Raw genomic sequence first — 19,607 nt, forward strand, 5'->3', positions numbered from 1 at the left:
GTATTGAGATTGATTATTTTACATCAATTTTGGGAATTTTTCGGGATTACTTTCATGCATAATAGCATAAACCTTTTCAAAAACATCTTCGCTAGATGGTTTTGAGAAATAATCACCATCACTACCGTAAGCAGGTCGGTGTTCTTTAGCTGTAAGTGTTTGTGGTTTACTGTCTAAATATCGCCATGCATTTTGTTCTTCTAATATTCTTTGCATGATATAAGAAGAAGCTCCACCCGGTACATCCTCATCGATTACTAATAATCGATTAGTTTTCTTTACACTTTCTACAATGTCTTGCGCAGTATCTAGCGGAATTAAAGATTGCACATCAATAATCTCAATATTAATTCCAACTTCAGCAAGTTCTGCTGCTGCTTGTTCTATAATTCTTAGGGTTGAACCATAAGAAACTACAGTAAGATCTTTTCCTTCACGTATCGTTTCAACTTTACCAATAGGAGTTTTAAATTCACCTAAATTTTCTGGTAATTTTTCTTTTAAACGATATCCGTTAAGGCATTCTACAATAAACGCAGGATTATCTAAATCTAATAAATTGTTATAAAAACCGGCAGCTTTGGTCATGTTTCTAGGAACCAAAACAAAAACTCCCCTAATTAAATTTAAAATACCACCAAGCTGAGAACCACTATGCCAGATACCTTCTAATCGATGACCACGTGTTCTAACTATTAATGGATTTTTTTGTTTTCCTTTAGTTCTGTAGTGTAATGTAGCTAAATCGTCACTCATTGTTTGCAATGCATACATTACATAATCTAAATACTGAACTTCGGCTATAGGCCGTAAACCCCTAAGTGATAATCCAATTCCTTGTCCTAAAATTGTTGCTTCTCGAATTCCGGTATCGGCAACTCTATACTTTCCGTATTTTTTTTGAAGTCCTTCAAGTCCTTGATTTACATCTCCAATTTCTCCGGCATCTTCACCAAAAATTAATGTTTCAGGTCTGGTTTCAAAAATCTTATCGAAATTATCTCGAATTACGATTCTAGCATCCACAACTTTAGCTTCTTCAGCATAAATCGGTTTAATTTCAGTATCTATTTTTTTATTTGTACTGTATAAATGGCTGCCAAAAGCAGTGTCAGCTTCAACTTTAAAGTTTTTAATCCAATTAAGTAGTTCTGTTTTATCTTCACCATTATAGTTTACGATATAACGTAAGCTTTTTCTGGCGGCTACAATTAAATCTTTCTTTAAAGGTTCTTTTGTTTCTTTAAGCTTTTTAATAAACGGAATTAAATCTTCTTTTGCATCGCTGTTTTTAGCGATATTGGTTAATATAAGAAGTAATTCTTTGTGTTTTTCTTTGTTTGGAGCAATGTAAGCATCCCAAGCTCGTTTTTTTCCTTCACGAACTTCTCGCTTAATATCTTTTTCTATTTGACTAATGTCTTCAGGAGTACTGAATCCATTTTCAATAATCCATTCTCTAAATTTTACATTACAGTCAAATTCTTTTTCCCAAGCCAAACGTTTATCATTTTTGTAACGTTCGTGAGATCCGGAAGTAGAGTGCCCTTGTGGCTGAGTTAATTCTTTTACATGTATTAAAACCGGGCAATGTTCAGTTCTGGAAATTTGTTGCGCTTTGTCGTAAGCTTCTACTAATGCTACATAATCCCATCCGTTAACCACAATAATTTCATATCCATTTTTTTTACCTTCATCACGTTGGAAGCCTTTTAATACTTCGGATATACTTTCTTTAGTGGTTTGATATTTGGCGTGAACAGAAATTCCATATTCATCGTCCCAAACACTTAGTACCATAGGTACTTGCATTACACCGGCTGCATTTACGGTTTCCCAGAAATGGCCTTCGCTAGTACTGGCATTTCCTATAGTTCCCCAGGCAATTTCGTTACCGTTATTAGAAAATTTTTCGGCATCTATTCCTTCAACATTTCGATAGATTTTAGATGCTTGAGCTAACCCAAGCAGTCTAGGCATTTGTCCGGCAGTTGGAGAAATATCAGCACTTGAATTTTTTTGTTTCATCAAGTTTTTCCAACTGCCATCTTCATTTAGATTGTGAGTTATAAAATGACCTCCCATTTGGCGTCCACCAGACATTGGTTCATTTTTTATGTCGGTGTCTGCATATAATCCGGCAAAAAAGTTTTCGATTGTTAATTCACCAATGGCCATCATAAAAGTTTGATCACGGTAATAACCCGATCTAAAATCACCATTTTTAAAGCTTTTAGCCATGGCAAGTTGAGGCAATTCTTTTCCATCTCCAAAAATCCCGAACTTAGCTTTTCCGGTAAGTACTTCTCTTCGGCCAAGTAAACTACATTCTCGGCTGGTAACCGCAATTTTATAGTCTTCTATAACCTGTTTTTTAAAATCTTCGAAAGAAATGGATTCTTTAATTTCGATTTCACTTTGCATGAACTTCATTTTTGGATATGAGCAAAGTTAACGAATTCTTGTATTATATACAATTCATAAAAATTCAATTATTTTAAATATAAATTATTTTAAGAGTGTTTTAACTGAAAATATTTAACGAAAGTTGCTAAAAATGAATTTTTTATTATCAAATTTTTATTTTAATGCTGTTGAATAATAGAATTTAATACCACTTACGCGTGAATAATTTTATAAGTGTATTCAAATCTAATGCGACAATAAATCGAATTCTATTTTCGTAATCCGGAAGACTGGGTTCCCAGCCTAAATTTGAGTAAACCGGGAAGAAAAGCTCAAAATAATCTTCTACCAGACTTACACGAATCCCAGAATCGTATAAAAATTCGGTACTTTCTCCTTTATTTTTTATCAGTCCTGCATCACCATAGGCAAAAATCCATTTCCAAATATTAGTGCTTGTATTTAAAGAAGTAATCCATTGGTTGGCGTATTGTGGTGTTAATTGCGATTTAAAACCACCCTCTGCCATAATTAGTTGTTGGCTGAATAAACCACTACTTTCACTTCTTCCATAGTAATTATAATCGAACAAGTAATCGGTAGGCCTATCTAATGCAAAACTAAAATAATTAGAATCTCTAGTATCGTTGTAAATGAAAGCTCCTGCAAAAAGACGAAGGTTTATTTGACGACTATTCTCAAATAACTTTCTGTATTTTAAAGTAACTGAAGCTTTGCTGAAATGTTTTGCTAATTGATAATCGATCAGTGCTGAAGTTCTATCAACCAAAAACGCATCAAAAAATGCATATTTTACATTAAATATATTATAGTCGGGTTTATTGATGGTTTGGTTAGGATCGTTATCGCGAGTCACATTTACATTCCGAATTAATAAGTTTTGGCGTTGATTGTCTCTTAAATTTAAAGGCCTAAAGGCAAAACTTAAAAAAGGAGTATATTTTTTATAATACAAATCGTAAGCATATGAAAATCGAGTTCCACTAACCCCAAAGCGGATAGATCTTAAGCGTTTGTCGCGAAACTGTTGCTGGTAAGAGAAGCCTGCGCTACCTAATATTGTATGGCTTGCAAAACCATATTTTGGTGCTATTTTATAATTAAAATTTTTAGACAAAAAGGTGGTGTTGTACATTTTTGGTCCTATGGAAAAACCATCATATAAATTATAATCAAATTCAGGAATAAAAAATACTTGAGCATATTTGGGATCTTCTACATCTTCTAACAATCTAAATTGAATTGGCCGATTTAGTAGTGTAGTAACTTTTTTAAAATTATTACGTTGGTTAAATTCCGGTACAATTTGTTCGTAATTTAAAGCGATCTTGTCAGCATTATTTCTAGGAATTGTAATTGTTTTTTTATCGCTTATGCTGGTAACCCAGCTTTTATAAATAATACTATCATTTTTTAATCCGTATACCGGAATAGGTACTGTTGCATCTTTTTTATTCTGAATAGTAACTTTAAGCGAATCACGACTTTTTTTGATTTTCGATATTTTAAAATCGATTTTTTTATTAGTATTAAGGTAGTCTTCAAAAAACCAAGAAATATCTTTTTTTGCATTTTCTTGAAGTAGATCGCCAAAAACTTCAGCTTTTACAACTTCTAATTGATGTTGCTGATAAAATTCTGTAATAGTATTGTTTACGGTATTATCGCCTAAATAATTTTCTAGATATTTAAAACCAATACCTGCTTTGTATGGATTGGCTATATTGGAATTAAACTTTAGTAAAGAATCTTTTTTAGTTTCTAATGCCTGATCGATATTAAGCCTAGCCATATTCATGTAAAATAATGGATACCGATCGTTAAATTCTAAATCTGCTAGATGAAACCAACGGATGCCTATAAAATTGCTAAGGCTACCAATCAATTTCATCTTAGGATAAAAGGTATCCACATAATCCATCATTAAAGAAGTCTCTATGGCATCGTGTAACCATTGTTCTTCTCTAGGATTAACTAGTAAAGTTTGATTTAGAAAATAGTTAGTAATAGTTTTTAATTGCTTGATATCGTATTGAAAACCGTCAGGAAACGGACGAACAAATGATGGTAACTGATTTAAACCATATACCGGATTTTTAAGGTATTCTTCTTTAGTTATTAATAAATTTTTATGCGGAAATTTGCCTAATCTCGATTCTAAAAAATTTAGAATACGTTCTAAAAAAGTAGATTTTAACTCATTTTGTAAACCATCATCTTCTAAATTAGTAATAATAGTATGCCGATCTAGATTGATTTTATCAAACTCATAAGTTTGAATACAATATAATGGCTGATTAGTTCGGCTTAAACCTGTTAAATGAATATATCGGGAATTTTTAGTTGTTTTCTCGCTAGCAGTATTTAAAGAACTATAAATTTGAAATTCCTTTGGAAGCGTTAACTGAATATTTATAGTTGTGGGGGGAGTAAATTGCTTACCTAGATCTTTATGGCTGTAAATTTTCCATCCATTTTGATAGACTGCAGGTGTTAAATACCAAAACCTAAGTTTATAATTTCCATTTTTACTAACTCCGAATCGTGTAAATTTATCGGAAGGTACACGAATACTATACTGTAAATTAAAAGTTATTTCTTCTGAAGGAGCTAAGGCTTTGTTTAATTGAATTTCAATAATATCTGGATGTAATTTTGGTCGGATCCATTTTATATTTTCAGAATTGCTAGTAATGCTTTGTATAGAAGTAAATCCTTTTTCCTCATTTTTTGAGAAATGAATTTTTCTAATATATTCTTCTCCAAATCGTTTTGCTAAAGGAGTAAACTGGTCTTTAAAAGCATTTGCCCAGTCATTTAAAAAGATCGAGGTAAGTGGAGTAGAAGCGGTATTTGTATAGGTTAACTGCTGGGTTATATGCAGTGTTTTTTTATCTTTATTTAGTGTAACCTGAAGGTAAGTACTATTCTGTGACCATAGCCCGCTACAAATAAAAAAACAACTGCATAATAATAACCAACAATTTTTCAAAAGCCTAAAATTTTTGCCCCAAAGCAATTAGAAATTAGGACTTAAATTATATTCATCATAGAATTTATTCAAAATTTCAATAACTTCTTCAGGAGTATCTACAACTTGCACAAGATCAACATCTTTTTCACTGATGTTTTCAAAGCTATCTAATAACGTAGTTTTTATCCAATCTACCAAACCGCCCCAAAAATCGCTTCCAACTAAAATTATAGGGAATTTATCAATTTTATGGGTTTGGATAAGTGTAATTGCTTCAAAAAGTTCATCTAAGGTTCCAAATCCCCCCGGCATAACTACAAAACCTTGTGAATATTTTACAAACATTACTTTTCTAACAAAAAAGTAATCGAAATCCAAACTCTTGTCGTTATCAATATATGGATTGTCGTGTTGTTCAAAAGGTAATTCTATATTTAAGCCAACCGATGTTCCACCAGCCAAATGTGCTCCTTTATTACCAGCTTCCATAATACCTGGTCCACCACCGGTTATAATACCGTAACCATGTTCTACAATTTTATTTGCTACCTCTTCGGTCAGCTTGTAATACTTCATGTCGGGCTTTGTTCTGGCAGATCCAAAAATAGATACACATGGGCCAATCTGGCTTAGTTTTTCGTATCCATTTACAAACTCTCCCATTATTTTAAAAATGGCCCAACTATCGTTTGTTTTTATTGCATTCCAGGTTTTACTTCTTTGTTTCGGTCTCATTATATTTTTATAACTAATCTATTATTGTAATTCTTTTTTTAGGAATTTTGCGGTGTAGCTTTTTTTATTTTTAGCTACTTCTTCTGGTGTTCCTTTGGTAATAATTTTACCGCCACCTTTGCCACCTTCAGGACCTACATCAATAATATGATCTGCCATTTTAATAACATCCATATTATGTTCTATGATTAAAACAGTATTTCCTTTATCGGTTAATTTGGTAAGTACTTCCATTAACACTCTAATATCTTCAAAGTGAAGACCGGTTGTTGGTTCATCTAAAATATAAAACGTATTTCCGGTATCGCGTTTCGATAATTCTGTGGCTAATTTTATACGTTGCGCCTCGCCACCCGATAAGGTTGTACTTTGTTGTCCTAGTGTAATATAGCCTAAACCAACATTTTTAATGGTTTTTAATTTTCGATATATCTTTGGAATCGGTTCAAAAAAATTGGTAGCTTCATCGATCGTCATTTCTAACACATCGGAAATCGATTTTCCTTTATACCGAATTTCTAAAGTTTCGCGGTTAAATCTTTTTCCGTGGCAGGTTTCACATTCAACGTAAACATCGGGTAAAAAGTTCATTTCAATTACTCGAAGTCCACCTCCCTTACAGGTTTCGCAGCGTCCCCCTTTAACATTAAAACTAAATCTTCCTGGTTTGTAACCTCTAATCAAAGCTTCCGGTGTTTTAGCAAAAAGGCTTCTAATTTCAGAAAAAACTCCAGTATAGGTTGCCGGATTACTTCTTGGCGTACGCCCAATAGGGGACTGATTAATATCGATTACTTTATCGATATGCTCTAAGCCTTTTATTTTTTTATACGGTTTGGGTTCTTTAACGCCGTTAAAATAAAAAGCATTCATAATCGGGTAAAGGGTTTCGTTTATTAAAGTAGATTTTCCACTTCCCGAAACTCCAGTTACCGCAATCATTTTGCCTAATGGAAATTCTACTGAAACGTTTTTTAGGTTGTTTCCAGTAGCTCCTGTTAGTTTTATTGTTTTTCCGTTTCCTTCTCTTCTTTTATTCGGAACAGCAATTTCACGTTTTCCACTTAAATAATCAGCAGTAAGTGTGCTGTTATTATGAATATCGGATGGAGGTCCTTGGCTAATAATTTGTCCGCCATGTTTGCCGGCTTTAGGGCCAATATCGATTACATGATCGGCACGTTCTATCATATCTCGATCATGTTCCACAACTATAATCGAGTTACCAATGTCTCGTAATGCTAATAGTGAATTTATTAGCTTTTCGTTATCGCGTTGGTGTAAACCAATACTTGGCTCATCTAAAATATATAAAACCCCAACTAATTGTGAACCAATTTGAGTAGCTAACCGAATTCGTTGTGCTTCACCGCCCGATAAAGTTTTAGAACTTCTATTTAAATTTAAATAGGTTAGCCCGACATCTTCTAAAAACTGAAGTCGAGTACGTATTTCTTTAATAACCTCTGAACCAATTTGTTGTTGTTTTTTTGAAAGCTTATTTTCCAAACCTTCAAAAAATGTTATTAAATCGGAGATATCTAAATTCGCTAATTCAGCGATATTTTTATTATTTATTCTGAAATAAAGTGATTCTTTACGCAATCGGCTGCCGTTACAAGTAGGGCATTCAATTTTGTCCATATATTCTTTTGCCCAACGGCGTAGCGATCGAGAATCGTTATTTTTATAGGTTTCTTCAATAAAAGTAGCAATACCTTCAAAATCAATTTTATAATCGCGAGTAATTCCTAGTGATTTCGATTCTTTACTGAATTTTTCCTTTCCGCCATACATAATCATATCCATGGCTTCTTTTGGAATTTCGGAAATTGGATCGCTTAAGCTAAAGTTGAAGCGTTCTGCTATTACTTCAAGTTGAGAGAATATCCAGTTTTTCTTTTGTGGGCCATGTGGTGCTAAACCTCCATTTTTAATAGATTTTGAAGGGTCAGGAATAATTCGTTCTTCATTTACTTTATAAAGTGTCCCGATACCACTACAGCTAGGGCAAGCTCCTTTTGGAGAATTAAAAGAGAAGGTATTTGGTTCTGGATTAGGATACGAAATACCGGTAGTAGGACACATTAAATTTCTACTAAAAAATCGGACTTCTCCGGTTTCTTGCTCCATAATCATCAGTACATCGTCACCATGATACATCGCTGTTTGGATACTTTCATCTAAGCGTTTTTGTGCTTCGGTATTATCCGTAATTTTGAGACGATCGATTACAATCTCGATATCGTGTGTTTTATATCGATCTAGCTTCATGCCTTTAACAATATCTCGAATTTCTCCGTCGGTACGGACTTTTACGAAACCTTGTTTAGCAATATTTTCGAATAATTCTCGGTAATGCCCTTTTCTAGATCTAACAGATGGCGCTAAAACACTTACTCGTTTATCTTTATAATCTTGGATGATAAGATCTTTAATCTGGTTATCGGTATAACTTACCATTTTCTCTCCGGTATTGTAGCTATACGCTTCTCCGGCACGAGCAAAAAGTAATCGTAAAAAATCGTAAATTTCAGTAATTGTCCCTACGGTACTACGCGGATTTTTACTGGTTGTTTTTTGTTCGATTGCAATTACTGGCGAAAGCCCTTCAATTTTATCGACATCTGGTCGTTCTAAACCGCCTAAAAACTGGCGTGCATAGGCCGAAAATGTTTCGATATAACGGCGTTGTCCTTCAGCATAAATAGTATCAAAAGCTAGAGAAGATTTTCCGGATCCTGAAAGTCCTGTGATAACCACTAGCTTTTCACGCGGAATTTCTACATCAATGTTCTTTAAATTATGAACTCGAGCTCCTAAGACTTCTATTTTTTCTTCTGTTTTTGTCATTTTCTTCATCAAGGGGGCAAATGTACTTAATGTCCTGCTAACTAAAAAGCAGGCATTGTTTCAGCATTGTTAATTTCGATGTAAAAATTAAGAAGGTTTTCTTTAATTTTAGGAATAATTAAGGTTTAAGGCTTCTATTTTTTTCTTGGTGAATCTTTCTAACTCTAGAAAAAAGCTATAAAATTCATCTTCAAAGTAATAATAGAACTCTTGTAACTCGTTTACAGAATTTTCCATATTCGACTGAAATTTAGTACGACGACTCATTTGTTCTAAAATACGCCCAATTCCTTCTATAGTAGCATAAGTAACTAGCCAATTATGCTCTACCATATATGGCATGAAATTTTGTACTTTTTTAGGAATTAATTCGATATTGTTTTGAATAAGCTTATAGAAATCTTGACTATAGTCTTCAAGATTAGTTTTATGAAATTCACTCCAGTTTGCTGCTAAAAAATGATCGTACAAGATATCTACAATTACACTACTGTAATGCGAATATTTATCGAATAACCGGTGTACGCTTTTTTTTACAACTGGGTGAGTATCTGTAAATTCATCGATACTTCGATGTAATGTAATGCCTTGCTGAATAGGTTCTGGATACTTTAAAAAGGCTTTTCCTTTTACAGAATCTGCAATAAAATTACCAATTTTTAGCATTTCATTGTCTCCGGAAAGGTAAATATGGGCTAAATAATTCATTATCTAAAGATACGGAATCTACATTAAAATTTTGATACGTTTTTGAGCATAGTATATTTGTAGTACTAAGGCTGGAAAAAAATCAGCTATAAATTAACAAAGCTATGAGTTTAATTAAATCTATATCTGGAATTCGAGGGACTATTGGAGGTAAAACCGGAGATAATTTAACCCCAATTGATGCTGTAAAATTTGCTGCTGCCTATGGCAGTTGGCTAAAAAAGAATTCAGAATCAAAAAAAATAAAAGTAGTTGTAGGTAGGGATGCCAGAATATCAGGAAATATGATACAGCAACTTACCTTACAAACCTTGGTTGGTTTAGGCATAGATGTAGTTGATCTAGATTTATCTACCACACCAACTGTTGAAATTGCAGTACCATTAGAAAATGCCGATGGCGGAATTATACTAACAGCTAGCCATAATCCAAAACAATGGAATGCTTTAAAACTTTTGAATGAAAAAGGCGAGTTTTTAAGCGGTGAAGATGGTGCAGAAATTTTAGAGATTGCCGAAAAGGAAGAGTTTACTTTTGCTGATGTAGACGACTTAGGGACAGTTATAAAAATTGAAGATTACATTGATAGGCATATCGAAGAAGTTTTAAAGTTGAAATTAGTAGATGCTCAAAAAGTATCAGTAGCTGGTTTTAAAGTAGTGGTAGATGCTGTAAATTCTACCGGAGGAATTGCTATCCCAAAATTATTGAAAAAACTTGGCGTAGAAGTAATAGAACTTTACTGTGAACCAAATGGGCATTTCCCACATAATCCAGAACCTTTAAAAGAACACTTAGGCGATATTTGCGAATTGGTAAAGAAAGAACAAGCTGATCTTGGTGTGGTAGTAGATCCAGATGTAGATCGTTTAGCATTTATTGATGAGAACGGAAATATGTTTGGAGAAGAATATACCTTAGTAGCTTGTGCCGATTATGTTTTAAGTAAAACGTCCGGTAATACGGTAAGTAATCTTTCATCGTCTAGAGCTTTACGAGATGTTACTGAAAAACAAGGCGGAACCTATAAAGCAAGTGCCGTAGGAGAGGTAAATGTAGTAACACTAATGAAGCAAAGTAATGCGGTAATTGGAGGAGAAGGAAATGGCGGAATTATTTATCCGGAAGCTCATTATGGTAGAGATAGCTTAGTAGGAGTAGCTTTATTTTTAACATATTTAGCTGAAAAGAAAATAAAAGTTTCGGAACTACGAGATAGTTATCCTGAATATTTTATGAGTAAAAACAAAATTGAATTAACGCCACAAATCGATGTAGATGCTATTCTGAAAGCTATGAAAGAAAAATATGCGTCAGAAGAAGTAAGCACGGTAGATGGTGTGAAAATTGATTTTCCAGAAAATTGGGTACATTTACGTAAATCGAATACCGAACCAATAATTCGAATTTATACGGAAGCCAAAACACAAGAAAAAGCTGATGAGCTTGCCGAGAAAATGATAGTAGATATTAAAAAAATTATCGCATAATTTGTAGTATATCTTAAAAAAGAAAAGCCGAAATTATCGAATTTCGGCTTTTCTTTTTTAATTGGTAATTTATTCTAATTCGATTCCGTTTATCAGGACGTCTTCTAGTATTGAAGCAAAATAAATAGTGGTGTTTAACGGGTATTCTTTATCTATAGTTTGGCTAAAAGAAGTAATTTTAGATCTTTCAAAATCTAAAGTAAATGTAGGCTCTTTTTTTCCTTTTTCGTAAACCATTAAATTTCCCGACCATTCTTCAGGATTCCCTTTAAGCCAATTTAAAAATGGTTTATCGATTTGGCTTACTAAAGATGCTGAAAAATGAACTTTAAATTTTTTTGATTGTTCTAATGAATAGCTGTCGCTATCTAATATATAATCAATTTGGCTGATTGAATAAATTTGTTGAATTTTTTGATTCTTTTTTAGCACAAGCTGAATGCTATCTAGTTTTTCTTCAGCAATAGTATCAGTATTTTTTTGTGCATTAGCAGAAAAGCTTATAGTGAAAATAAGTAGAGCAATTAATGTTCTCATAGTGTTCGTTTTTTAAATTAAGTGTTGATAATTACTTCTTAGTATCTAAAAACTATATACAGGTTAGTTAGATTATTACTAATAATCGATAAGCAAAAATCAATTTTTTTAAAGTAGTAATTATCCCTGTTTCCAGTGAAAGTGTTATTTTATTTTACCTATACATTAGTTGCTGATTAAGAATGTTTGTTTTTTAAGAGAAATTGAACAAGCTAGAATTTAATCTGAAAATATAAATGTAATTTTGTAGCAATTTGGTTGAATATGGGTATAAAAAAATATGTGTTATTGTTGTTTTTGGGGGTTATATTTCAACTTCAATCTCAAAATGATAAAGTTTATTTTAGATCTTTTTCAGTATTACCAACAGATGTACCTAAAAATTTGTATAACCGATTAGAAGCTGAAGAAAATCCTTCAGATCGTTTGCAATATTTAGACACCATTTCTCAGATTTTCAAAAATTCCGGAAATGTAGACTCGTTATTAGTTTACGGACAAAAAATACAACGAGAATCGAAATTAATAGATAATCCGCCACTTCAGAAGAAATTTAAACAATTAGGATTATATTACGAAGCTGTTGGTAAAAGGGATATTGGCCTATTAGACGAGGCTATAGCGAGTTTTATAAAAGGTATTGAACTTTCAGGAGATGCTAAGATTACTACTTTTTTAAAATTAGGATTAGCTGAAACTTATTTTCTGAAAAGAGATCGTGATAAAACGGTTTTATATTTAAAACAGATAAAAAATCCTTCAAACAATTTAAAGCTGGCATTTTCTGTAGATGCTTTAAAAATTGATGTAGCTATTCTGGATAAAGACTTTGATAAAGCACAAGAATTAATCGAAGAAGTGTTCAAAAATCAAGAAATTAATAATTATTTACCGTTAAAATTACGTGTTGAAATAGCAAATGGAAGAATAGCTGCTTTAACCAATAATCAGGAAAAAGCGATACAAATTTTTCAAGAAAGTAAACAGAAATCTTTAGAGTTTAGTTTGTACGATTTATATATAAAAAGTGTTTTGGCAGAAGGTAGCCTTTACATCCAGATGAAAAATTACCAAATGGCAGAGTTTGCATTGAGTACAGCATACGCCAATACTATAAGTTGGAATCGATTAGAATTACAGCGCGATGTAATTAATTTATTGGTGGTACTTTATAAAGCTCGTGGAAATTATAAAAATGCTTATGGTTTAATGACGCAAAAAGAATCGATTACACGATCTATTGCAAAAAAACAAAATCAGCGATTAGTTAGAGATATCGAGCTTAAATACGAAACCTTAAAAAAGGAGCAAGAAATTAATAAATTACAAAAAGAGCAATTAAAAAAGCAAGCAGAGATTGATCATCAAAGAACTACAAAAAATGCTTTTTTAATAGGATTTTTAGTTATTTTAATTCCTATAATACTTTTATTAATTGTGTATTACCAGAAGTTACAAGCACAGAGTTTGTTAACTAAAAAACAAGAAGATTTAAATAAAAAAGAAGTTCAAGCTTTATTGCAAAAACAGGAATTAGATCTAACCAAAACAAGTATTAAAGCTCAAAATGAAGAGCGTAACCGTATAGCTCGTGAATTGCACGATAGCATAGGTGGTAATTTAGCCGCTATTAAATTACAAATGGATAAAGAGGAAGGTGATTCCGGAAATAAAACAATTGTTGCTCAGTTAGATGCAACGTATCAGCAAGTACGAGAAATTTCGCATAGTCTTATTCCTAAAGAATTTACAGAACAAGCTTTTACAAGCTTAGTAACAAATTATCTAGATAAATTACAGGGAACTTCCAATTTAGAGATAGAGTTTAATGCTTATCCAGAAACGCGTATAAATAAAGTGTCCGAAAAAATGCAAGTAACACTTTTTAATATATGTAAAGAGTTAGTGACAAATGCAATAAAGCATTCCGAAGCTAGTTTGGTAAGTATACAAATAATTATGCCTGAAGAGGAGCAAAGTTTATCTTTATCATACGATGATGATGGGATTGGTTTTAATACTGAAGGTAATTTTAAAGGCATCGGTTTTAGAAACATTACTCAGCGTGTTCAAGAATATAATGGAACTATCGCTATAGATAGTGCTAAAAATAGGGGAACTGTAATTAATATTGAATTTCCTAAAATAAAATTTATTGAAAAATAATGAAATATACTATAATTATTGCCGACGATCATGCCATGTTTATTGATGGCGTAAAGAGTATTTTAAACGATGAAGAAAATATAGATGTAAAACTTACTGCGGCTAATGGAGAACAGGTGCTGAAGTATTTACAAATAAATACAGATGAAGCAATAGATTTAGTAATTACAGATTTAAGCATGCCAGGAATGGATGGTATCGCATTAAATTCAGCAATAAAAAAGGAATTTCCGAATGTGAAAACCTTAGTGGTTAGTATGTCAGAAGATGGAGAAACTATAAAACAACTTACCGAAATAGGTATAGAGGGGTATATTTCTAAAAATTCTGAAAAGCGAGAATTATTAACTGCTATTACAACTATTTTAAGTGGAGAAACTTATTTTTCAGCACGTATTAAACAGGTGTTAATGAATACAATGCTGGAAACTCGAAAAAAACCGGTTGTAAAATTAACTAAAAGAGAAAAAGAGGTTTTAAAATTAATCGCTAAAGAATATACTACTCAAGAAATTGCAGATGAACTTTTTTTAAGTAAGCATACCATAGAAAGTTATCGAAAAAATCTAATATCGAAATTACAGGTTCGTAACTTGGCAGGTTTAACTCGTTATGCTATTGAGAACGGTATTTTAGATTAATACTCCCTGAAAACAGGGTGTATTTTTTCCCAAAATACGGTTTATAAATGAAGGAGTACTTCGTTGCATCTTTGTAAAAAATAAAAATTACAAATTATGATTTACGGTATTACTCTCATCTTATTAAGCATTATTGCAGTTCCATCTTTAATTCTTTCAAAAAAGCCGAATGCAGAAGAATTGTTAGCTAAAGTTGCACCTTATCAGGGTTGGATTGGCCTTGTTTTTTGTGTCTTTGGAATTTGGGGAATTATTTCAGCTATTCTTAATTTAGGTTGGTTAACTTCAGCACCAATTTGGTGGACAACTTTATTAGCTGGTAGTGTGGTAGAGGCTGGTTTAGGTTTTATGTTAGGCTTTGCTCTTATCAATAGTTTAGTATTAAAAAATAATGCGGCGGCACAAGAAAAGGCAGCTACATTGCGTGAAAAGATAGCACCTAAGCAAGGCAAATTAGGAATTTTAGGTTTAATTGTAGGTAGCTGGATGATTATTGCTTCCTTTCTATTTGCAGTTTAGTACAATAATAATTTATAACTAAGAATGATGGTAGAATTGGTTAAAATTCTACCATCATTTATTTATTTTTAATTGTTTTGTCCCCATTCTTTTCCTTCAGGAGTAAATCTCCATTCAAAATATTCATTTAAAACTTCTAAAGAATTTTCACTTGGTACATTACCTAAATGCGGATCAGCATCTAGATACATAACTTTTGGATTATCCTTACTGAAAGAAGACCATTTAGGAACTGTTTTTCCGTTAGGATTTCCATATTTTGCAAAGTTGGTCCAGTAGGTTCCCATTATTTCAGCTAATTTTTTATCGGAAGCTGAAATGTTTCCTTTATTTACAACATCTAAATTCATAAACGCATAGGCAACGTCTTGACCGTGAGGAGAACCATACCCGTATTGTGGAGAATCTTTTGGGTAGTCAGGATGTTTATCGAAATAATAATAAAATACAGGAGTATTTCCTTTTTGAGATTGTAGATTAGCCCATTTCCAGGTATGCCAACCAAAAGCGGCATCACGCATTAAATCTCTAGCTGTTTTAGGAACACTATTTTCAGAAACCGGATATGCTTCAATAAGTTTATTGGCAAATTTTCCATAACGGTTTCGTGTGTTTTCAATATATTGATCTGGTGTTTTTTCTCTAGAGAAGCTAGCTCCTTCATCAGAATTATATCCGATTAAAACAGGAACATCATTAAAGTCACCTTCTTTATATAAATGATATTGAGTATCTGGAATAACATAACCATCAACTATCGGCCAGTTACTTCCCATACCCATTCCCATAGGTAATTTTTCTGCTGGTAATTCTCGTAATTCTTTAATAGATGCTACACCGGCTTTTTTTACATACTCAACACCATTAGCTTCTGCTTGTTTAAGGGTTTTTATGTTTTCACCAGGATAGGTGTTTTTTCGAGTAGGACCAAATGAACCGCCACTCTGTGAAATAGCACCATTAAATAAACCTTTTGCTAAAGGAGATGCACATAGCATACTAACTGAAATGCCGCCGGCAGACTCACCAAATATGGTAACGTTATTAGGATTTCCTCCAAAATTTTTAATATTATTTTTCACCCATTTTAATCCGGCAATTTGGTCTAATAAGCCATAATTTCCCGATGTATTAGATTTGTTTTCTTTGCTTAATTCAGGATGTGCTAAAAAAGCTAAAGGACCTACTCTATAGGCAATAGAAACTAAAATCACTCCTTTTTTTGCCAGAGAAGTTCCGTCGTAAACAGGCTCTGCGGTATTACCAAAGCTAAATCCTCCACCATAAATCCATACCATAACTGGTAAATTCTCATCTTTAGTTTTGGCAGGTGTCCATACATTTAAGTAAAGACAATCTTCACTTTTTCCGGCAACAGGATTTCCAGGCTGAAAGGGAGAATGGGCATAATTAGTAGTTTTTTTTATGCCTTCCCAACTTTTTACCGGTTGTGGAGCTTTCCAACGTAATTCATCTATTGGTGGAGCTGCAAAGGGAATACCTTTAAAAATAGTTAAATCGTTTTCGTAATAGCCTTTAACAAACCCACCTTCAACTTTAGTTTGAGTAAGATTTTGAGCATTGATAAGCATATTATGGCATAGTAGTGCAAGAAATAGTAAATACTTCATATTCAGTAGTATTAATGCGTTATGTTATTAGTGAATTTTATTTTTTATTAAATAAGTATAAAAAATACACTTATAAATAATGCTAAATTTACGAATAAATTGAAAATGATTTTCATTTTTAGAATTCAAATTACACGTTTCTAAATAAAATTGCTACATTTTATTTAGTGAAGTAGTAAATGTTAACTTTTTACTAAAAATCGCTTATTTTTATTTGTATTAAATCTAAATAAAAATATATTTGTAGCCGCAAATCCCTACTGTATGCGATTTATTACTTTGTTATTTATATTAAGTTGTACATTTTCGTATAGCCAAACACGGCTGACGGGTAGAGTTATAAGCGATGAAAACAATCAGGCTCTCGAAGATGTTTTAATTACCGAGGCTAAAACTAATGCGTGGACGCTTACCAATGCCAAAGGATATTTTTCAATAGCAATTAGCAACCCTCAGCGTTTTGAATTAAATTTTAAAATTCTGGGTAAAAAAGAACTGCAAATCACGCAAGATGATATTAAAAATTTTAGTGAAATCCTTACTGTTCGGTTGCAAGACGACAACCTCAAATTAGATGATGTCACGGTAACTGCCGTGCCCAAACGAAGTAAAGTAGGATCTGCAGTAGTTTTAGATGATTATGCCGTTAACCAACGCCAATCGTTTAGCCTTTCTGATATTTTACAACAATTACCTGGGCAAGAAATAAAACCGCCCAATTTCACTGAAACTAAAATTTTAAATTTAAGAACGGCTGGAGAGTCTACAACAAATGCATTTGGTATTGCGTATATGATTGATGGCTTGCAAATTTCTAATGATGAAAATATGCAAACTTATAATGGGGGCAGCAATAACGGTCTAACCAGCCTAGATAATCCGTCTAATGGTTTAGATTTAAATACCATACCGGCTTCTAATATTGAAAAAATAGAAGTAATAGCCGGAATACCGGATGCTGAATATGGAAATTTAACTACCGGTTTAATTAAAATAGACCGAAAAGCTGGGATAAGCCCGTATCGGGTAATGGCTAGTTTGCGGCAAGGAACTACTCAGGTAAGTTTAGATAAAGGATATAATTTGGGAGAAAAAGCTGGCAATTTAAGTTTCTCTATTAATTATTTGAATGCGAATAATAATCCTACCGATCAGTTAAATAGCTACGATCGGGTAACGGCATCTGCTATTTGGACCGTAAATTCTCACGACAAAAAATTTCGAAATTCATTTTCTCTTAATTTTCATGATAATTTAAATGATATCTCTTACGATAAAGAGAATGAATCTGGAAAAAGAGAAGCTACCTTTAAAAAGGATAGAGGAATTCGACTCAGTAACCGTTTGTTTTGGAATGCCAATACGGCTATAATCGATAATATCGAATTTAATGTGGGATTTTCGTATGCTAAACAACACTCCTATCATCAATCATTTATAAATAACGGAGGACGAGTAGTCCCTACCGCAATGGAAACCAGTTTATATACTGGTAATTATACCCCCGTTTCTTACTTGTCTGTAAAAGAAGTTTTTGGACAACCGCTAAATTTAAACACTAAATTATCGTTTAGAAAATCGCTGAATAGCGAAAAATTTAGTCATAATTTATCAGCCGGATTCAATTTTAGCTATAGTGATAATACAGGCCGTGGCAAAGGTTACGATCCTGATAAAGCGTATTCAGATCTTACCTTTAAAGGCACAAGTGGAGAAGATGTAGGTTTTAGACCTACTTCGTATAGAAATTTAGTGACTCCAAGAAAAAATTACGGAATTTATTTTCAAGATAACAGTACCTATACTTTTGCAAATGGCCACGATTTATTTGCGAATATCGGGGTGCGCTATGATAATCAAAATGGTTTTTCCAGTATCAGCCCGCGTATCAATTTTGGCTACGAACTATCTAGAAAATGGAGTATACGAGGCGGTATAGGTTTTGCTTCTAAAGCGCCTTCACTTTCGCAAATTTTCCCGAGCGATAAATATTACGATTATTTAATTCGAGATATTAGAACCAATGATTATGCATTTAATTTAGTACAAACCTATAAAATTGCGATTGACAAATTAGATTTGGAGCCTTCCAAAATTTGGAAATACGAAATAGGTGCTAATTACAATGCTAATTTCGCTAATTTTAGTCTAACCGCTTATTATAACCGAACTTTTGATGGAATTGTTGGGGTTAAACAATTAGTGAATTTTGATTATCCTGAAGTTGAATTTACTTATCCGGAAGATAATACAGCTCCAGATTATGAAGTAACCGGATATTCTAATCGAGTAGAAACCTATAGTTTACCACAAAATTCTCAAGAAACAACAGATGCTGGGATAGAGTTTTTTGCAACTTTCAAAAAAATTGAAGCGATTAATACTTCGTTTAGTTTTTCAGGACGATATGTATATACTGAGAATAATTCGTTTAATGAAATTATAGAATCTAATTCCGATAAGGCCAATACTGCTGTTCCTTATGGAATTTTTACAAAATATCCTGATAAGTCTGACGATTTAAAATTGCGTGGGACGGCAAGTTATCATTTATCTGAATTAGGGTTATTAATTTCGCTAACTGCAGAACAGTTTACCCGAAGAACCACTTATGCTACAATAAAATCAATTTATCCGAGTGCATATATTAATGGGAATGGTGATCGCATAGCTATCCCAGCAGAAAATCGAGACGATCAGAAATTTCAGAGTTTACTTAAAAATCCATTAAATTCTAGAGATCAAGTCACGCATCTGTATCATAATTTTCATTTACGGCTAACCAAAGAGTTTCAGAATAATTTAAGCTTATCGATGTATGTTACCAACTTTTTAAATTATCAACCACAAGTAGCAACAGGGAATCATAAGACCCGAAAAAATGATCCTATAAGTTTTGGCGCGCAAATTAATTATCAATTCTAAT

At 32.7% G+C, this 19,607-nt stretch carries 12 protein-coding genes; 5 read left to right on the plus strand and 7 right to left on the minus strand.

The window, feature by feature from the left end; translation table 11 throughout:
• Nucleotides 1–18 precede the first annotated feature (18 nt).
• The 5 genes from ACN0WI_RS09975 to ACN0WI_RS09995 form a co-directional block, all read right to left on the minus strand.
• Nucleotides 19–2,424 (minus strand): alpha-ketoacid dehydrogenase subunit alpha/beta, encoded by a 2,406-nt coding sequence (locus tag ACN0WI_RS09975; protein ID WP_417886610.1) that lies wholly within the window; start codon nt 2,422–2,424, stop codon nt 19–21.
• A gap of 184 nt (nt 2,425–2,608) precedes the next feature.
• Nucleotides 2,609–5,419, minus strand: coding sequence for a metalloprotease (locus ACN0WI_RS09980; protein ID WP_417886611.1), 2,811 nt, complete (start codon nt 5,417–5,419; stop codon nt 2,609–2,611).
• 27 nt (nt 5,420–5,446) lie between these two features.
• Nucleotides 5,447–6,136 (minus strand): TIGR00730 family Rossman fold protein, encoded by a 690-nt coding sequence (locus ACN0WI_RS09985; protein ID WP_417886612.1) that lies wholly within the window; start codon nt 6,134–6,136, stop codon nt 5,447–5,449.
• Nucleotides 6,137–6,157: 21 nt separating this feature from the next.
• Nucleotides 6,158–8,989, minus strand: a complete 2,832-nt coding sequence (uvrA, locus tag ACN0WI_RS09990) for an excinuclease ABC subunit UvrA (protein ID WP_417886613.1) — start codon at nt 8,987–8,989, stop codon at nt 6,158–6,160.
• Between the two features lie 108 nt (nt 8,990–9,097).
• Complete coding sequence (locus ACN0WI_RS09995) at nt 9,098–9,697, minus strand: ACP phosphodiesterase (RefSeq protein ID WP_417886614.1); 600 nt, start codon at nt 9,695–9,697, stop codon at nt 9,098–9,100.
• A gap of 104 nt (nt 9,698–9,801) precedes the next feature.
• Here ACN0WI_RS09995 and glmM point away from each other — a divergent pair, with 104 nt between their 5' ends.
• Complete coding sequence (glmM, locus tag ACN0WI_RS10000; protein WP_417886615.1) at nt 9,802–11,187, plus strand: phosphoglucosamine mutase; 1,386 nt, start codon at nt 9,802–9,804, stop codon at nt 11,185–11,187.
• 69 nt (nt 11,188–11,256) lie between these two features.
• Here glmM and ACN0WI_RS10005 read toward each other — a convergent pair whose 3' ends face one another.
• Nucleotides 11,257–11,724, minus strand: coding sequence for a hypothetical protein (locus ACN0WI_RS10005; protein ID WP_417886616.1), 468 nt, complete (start codon nt 11,722–11,724; stop codon nt 11,257–11,259).
• A gap of 264 nt (nt 11,725–11,988) precedes the next feature.
• Between ACN0WI_RS10005 and ACN0WI_RS10010 the strand changes: the two genes are divergently transcribed.
• The 3 genes from ACN0WI_RS10010 (at nt 11,989) to ACN0WI_RS10020 (ending at nt 15,050) form a co-directional block, all read left to right on the plus strand.
• On the plus strand, nt 11,989–13,890 hold the full coding sequence (locus ACN0WI_RS10010) for a histidine kinase (protein ID WP_417886617.1): 1,902 nt from the start codon (nt 11,989–11,991) through the stop codon (nt 13,888–13,890).
• Nucleotides 13,890–14,531, plus strand: a complete 642-nt coding sequence (locus ACN0WI_RS10015; RefSeq protein WP_417886619.1) for a response regulator — start codon at nt 13,890–13,892, stop codon at nt 14,529–14,531. Before ACN0WI_RS10010 ends, ACN0WI_RS10015 begins: the two co-directional genes overlap by 1 nt.
• Nucleotides 14,532–14,627: 96 nt before the next feature.
• The gene (locus ACN0WI_RS10020; protein WP_417886621.1) at nt 14,628–15,050 is read left to right on the plus strand and encodes a hypothetical protein; all 423 of its coding nucleotides are present in this window, start codon (nt 14,628–14,630) and stop codon (nt 15,048–15,050) included.
• 68 nt (nt 15,051–15,118) lie between these two features.
• Here ACN0WI_RS10020 and ACN0WI_RS10025 read toward each other — a convergent pair whose 3' ends face one another.
• Entirely contained in the window at nt 15,119–16,681 is a 1,563-nt protein-coding gene (locus ACN0WI_RS10025; RefSeq protein WP_417886623.1) for a carboxylesterase/lipase family protein, read from the minus strand.
• Nucleotides 16,682–16,945: 264 nt separating this feature from the next.
• On the opposite strand from ACN0WI_RS10025, the gene ACN0WI_RS10030 reads away from it, so the two are divergent.
• A complete protein-coding gene (locus tag ACN0WI_RS10030) occupies nt 16,946–19,606 on the plus strand; it encodes a TonB-dependent receptor (RefSeq protein WP_417886625.1) in 2,661 nt (886 codons plus the stop codon).
• Nucleotide 19,607 lies beyond the last annotated feature (1 nt).

Origin of the sequence: Zunongwangia sp. (assembly GCF_048269745.1) — a bacterium.
Lineage (GTDB): Bacteria > Bacteroidota > Bacteroidia > Flavobacteriales > Flavobacteriaceae > Zunongwangia.

What these genes read in the sequence shown, in the direction of transcription:
- ACN0WI_RS09985 (WP_417886612.1), bottom strand. Translation starts at nt 6,136, where the DNA reads ATGAGACCGAAACAAAGAAGTAAAACCTGGAATGCAATAAAAACAAAC.
- ACN0WI_RS10005 (WP_417886616.1), bottom strand. Translation starts at nt 11,724, where the DNA reads ATGAGAACATTAATTGCTCTACTTATTTTCACTATAAGCTTTTCTGCT.
- ACN0WI_RS10015 (WP_417886619.1), top strand. Translation starts at nt 13,890, where the DNA reads ATGAAATATACTATAATTATTGCCGACGATCATGCCATGTTTATTGAT.
- ACN0WI_RS09975 (WP_417886610.1), bottom strand. Translation starts at nt 2,424, where the DNA reads ATGCAAAGTGAAATCGAAATTAAAGAATCCATTTCTTTCGAAGATTTT.
- ACN0WI_RS10010 (WP_417886617.1), top strand. Translation starts at nt 11,989, where the DNA reads ATGGGTATAAAAAAATATGTGTTATTGTTGTTTTTGGGGGTTATATTT.
- ACN0WI_RS10020 (WP_417886621.1), top strand. Translation starts at nt 14,628, where the DNA reads ATGATTTACGGTATTACTCTCATCTTATTAAGCATTATTGCAGTTCCA.
- ACN0WI_RS09995 (WP_417886614.1), bottom strand. Translation starts at nt 9,697, where the DNA reads ATGAATTATTTAGCCCATATTTACCTTTCCGGAGACAATGAAATGCTA.
- glmM (WP_417886615.1), top strand. Translation starts at nt 9,802, where the DNA reads ATGAGTTTAATTAAATCTATATCTGGAATTCGAGGGACTATTGGAGGT.
- ACN0WI_RS10030 (WP_417886625.1), top strand. Translation starts at nt 16,946, where the DNA reads ATGCGATTTATTACTTTGTTATTTATATTAAGTTGTACATTTTCGTAT.
- ACN0WI_RS10025 (WP_417886623.1), bottom strand. Translation starts at nt 16,681, where the DNA reads ATGAAGTATTTACTATTTCTTGCACTACTATGCCATAATATGCTTATC.
- uvrA (WP_417886613.1), bottom strand. Translation starts at nt 8,989, where the DNA reads ATGACAAAAACAGAAGAAAAAATAGAAGTCTTAGGAGCTCGAGTTCAT.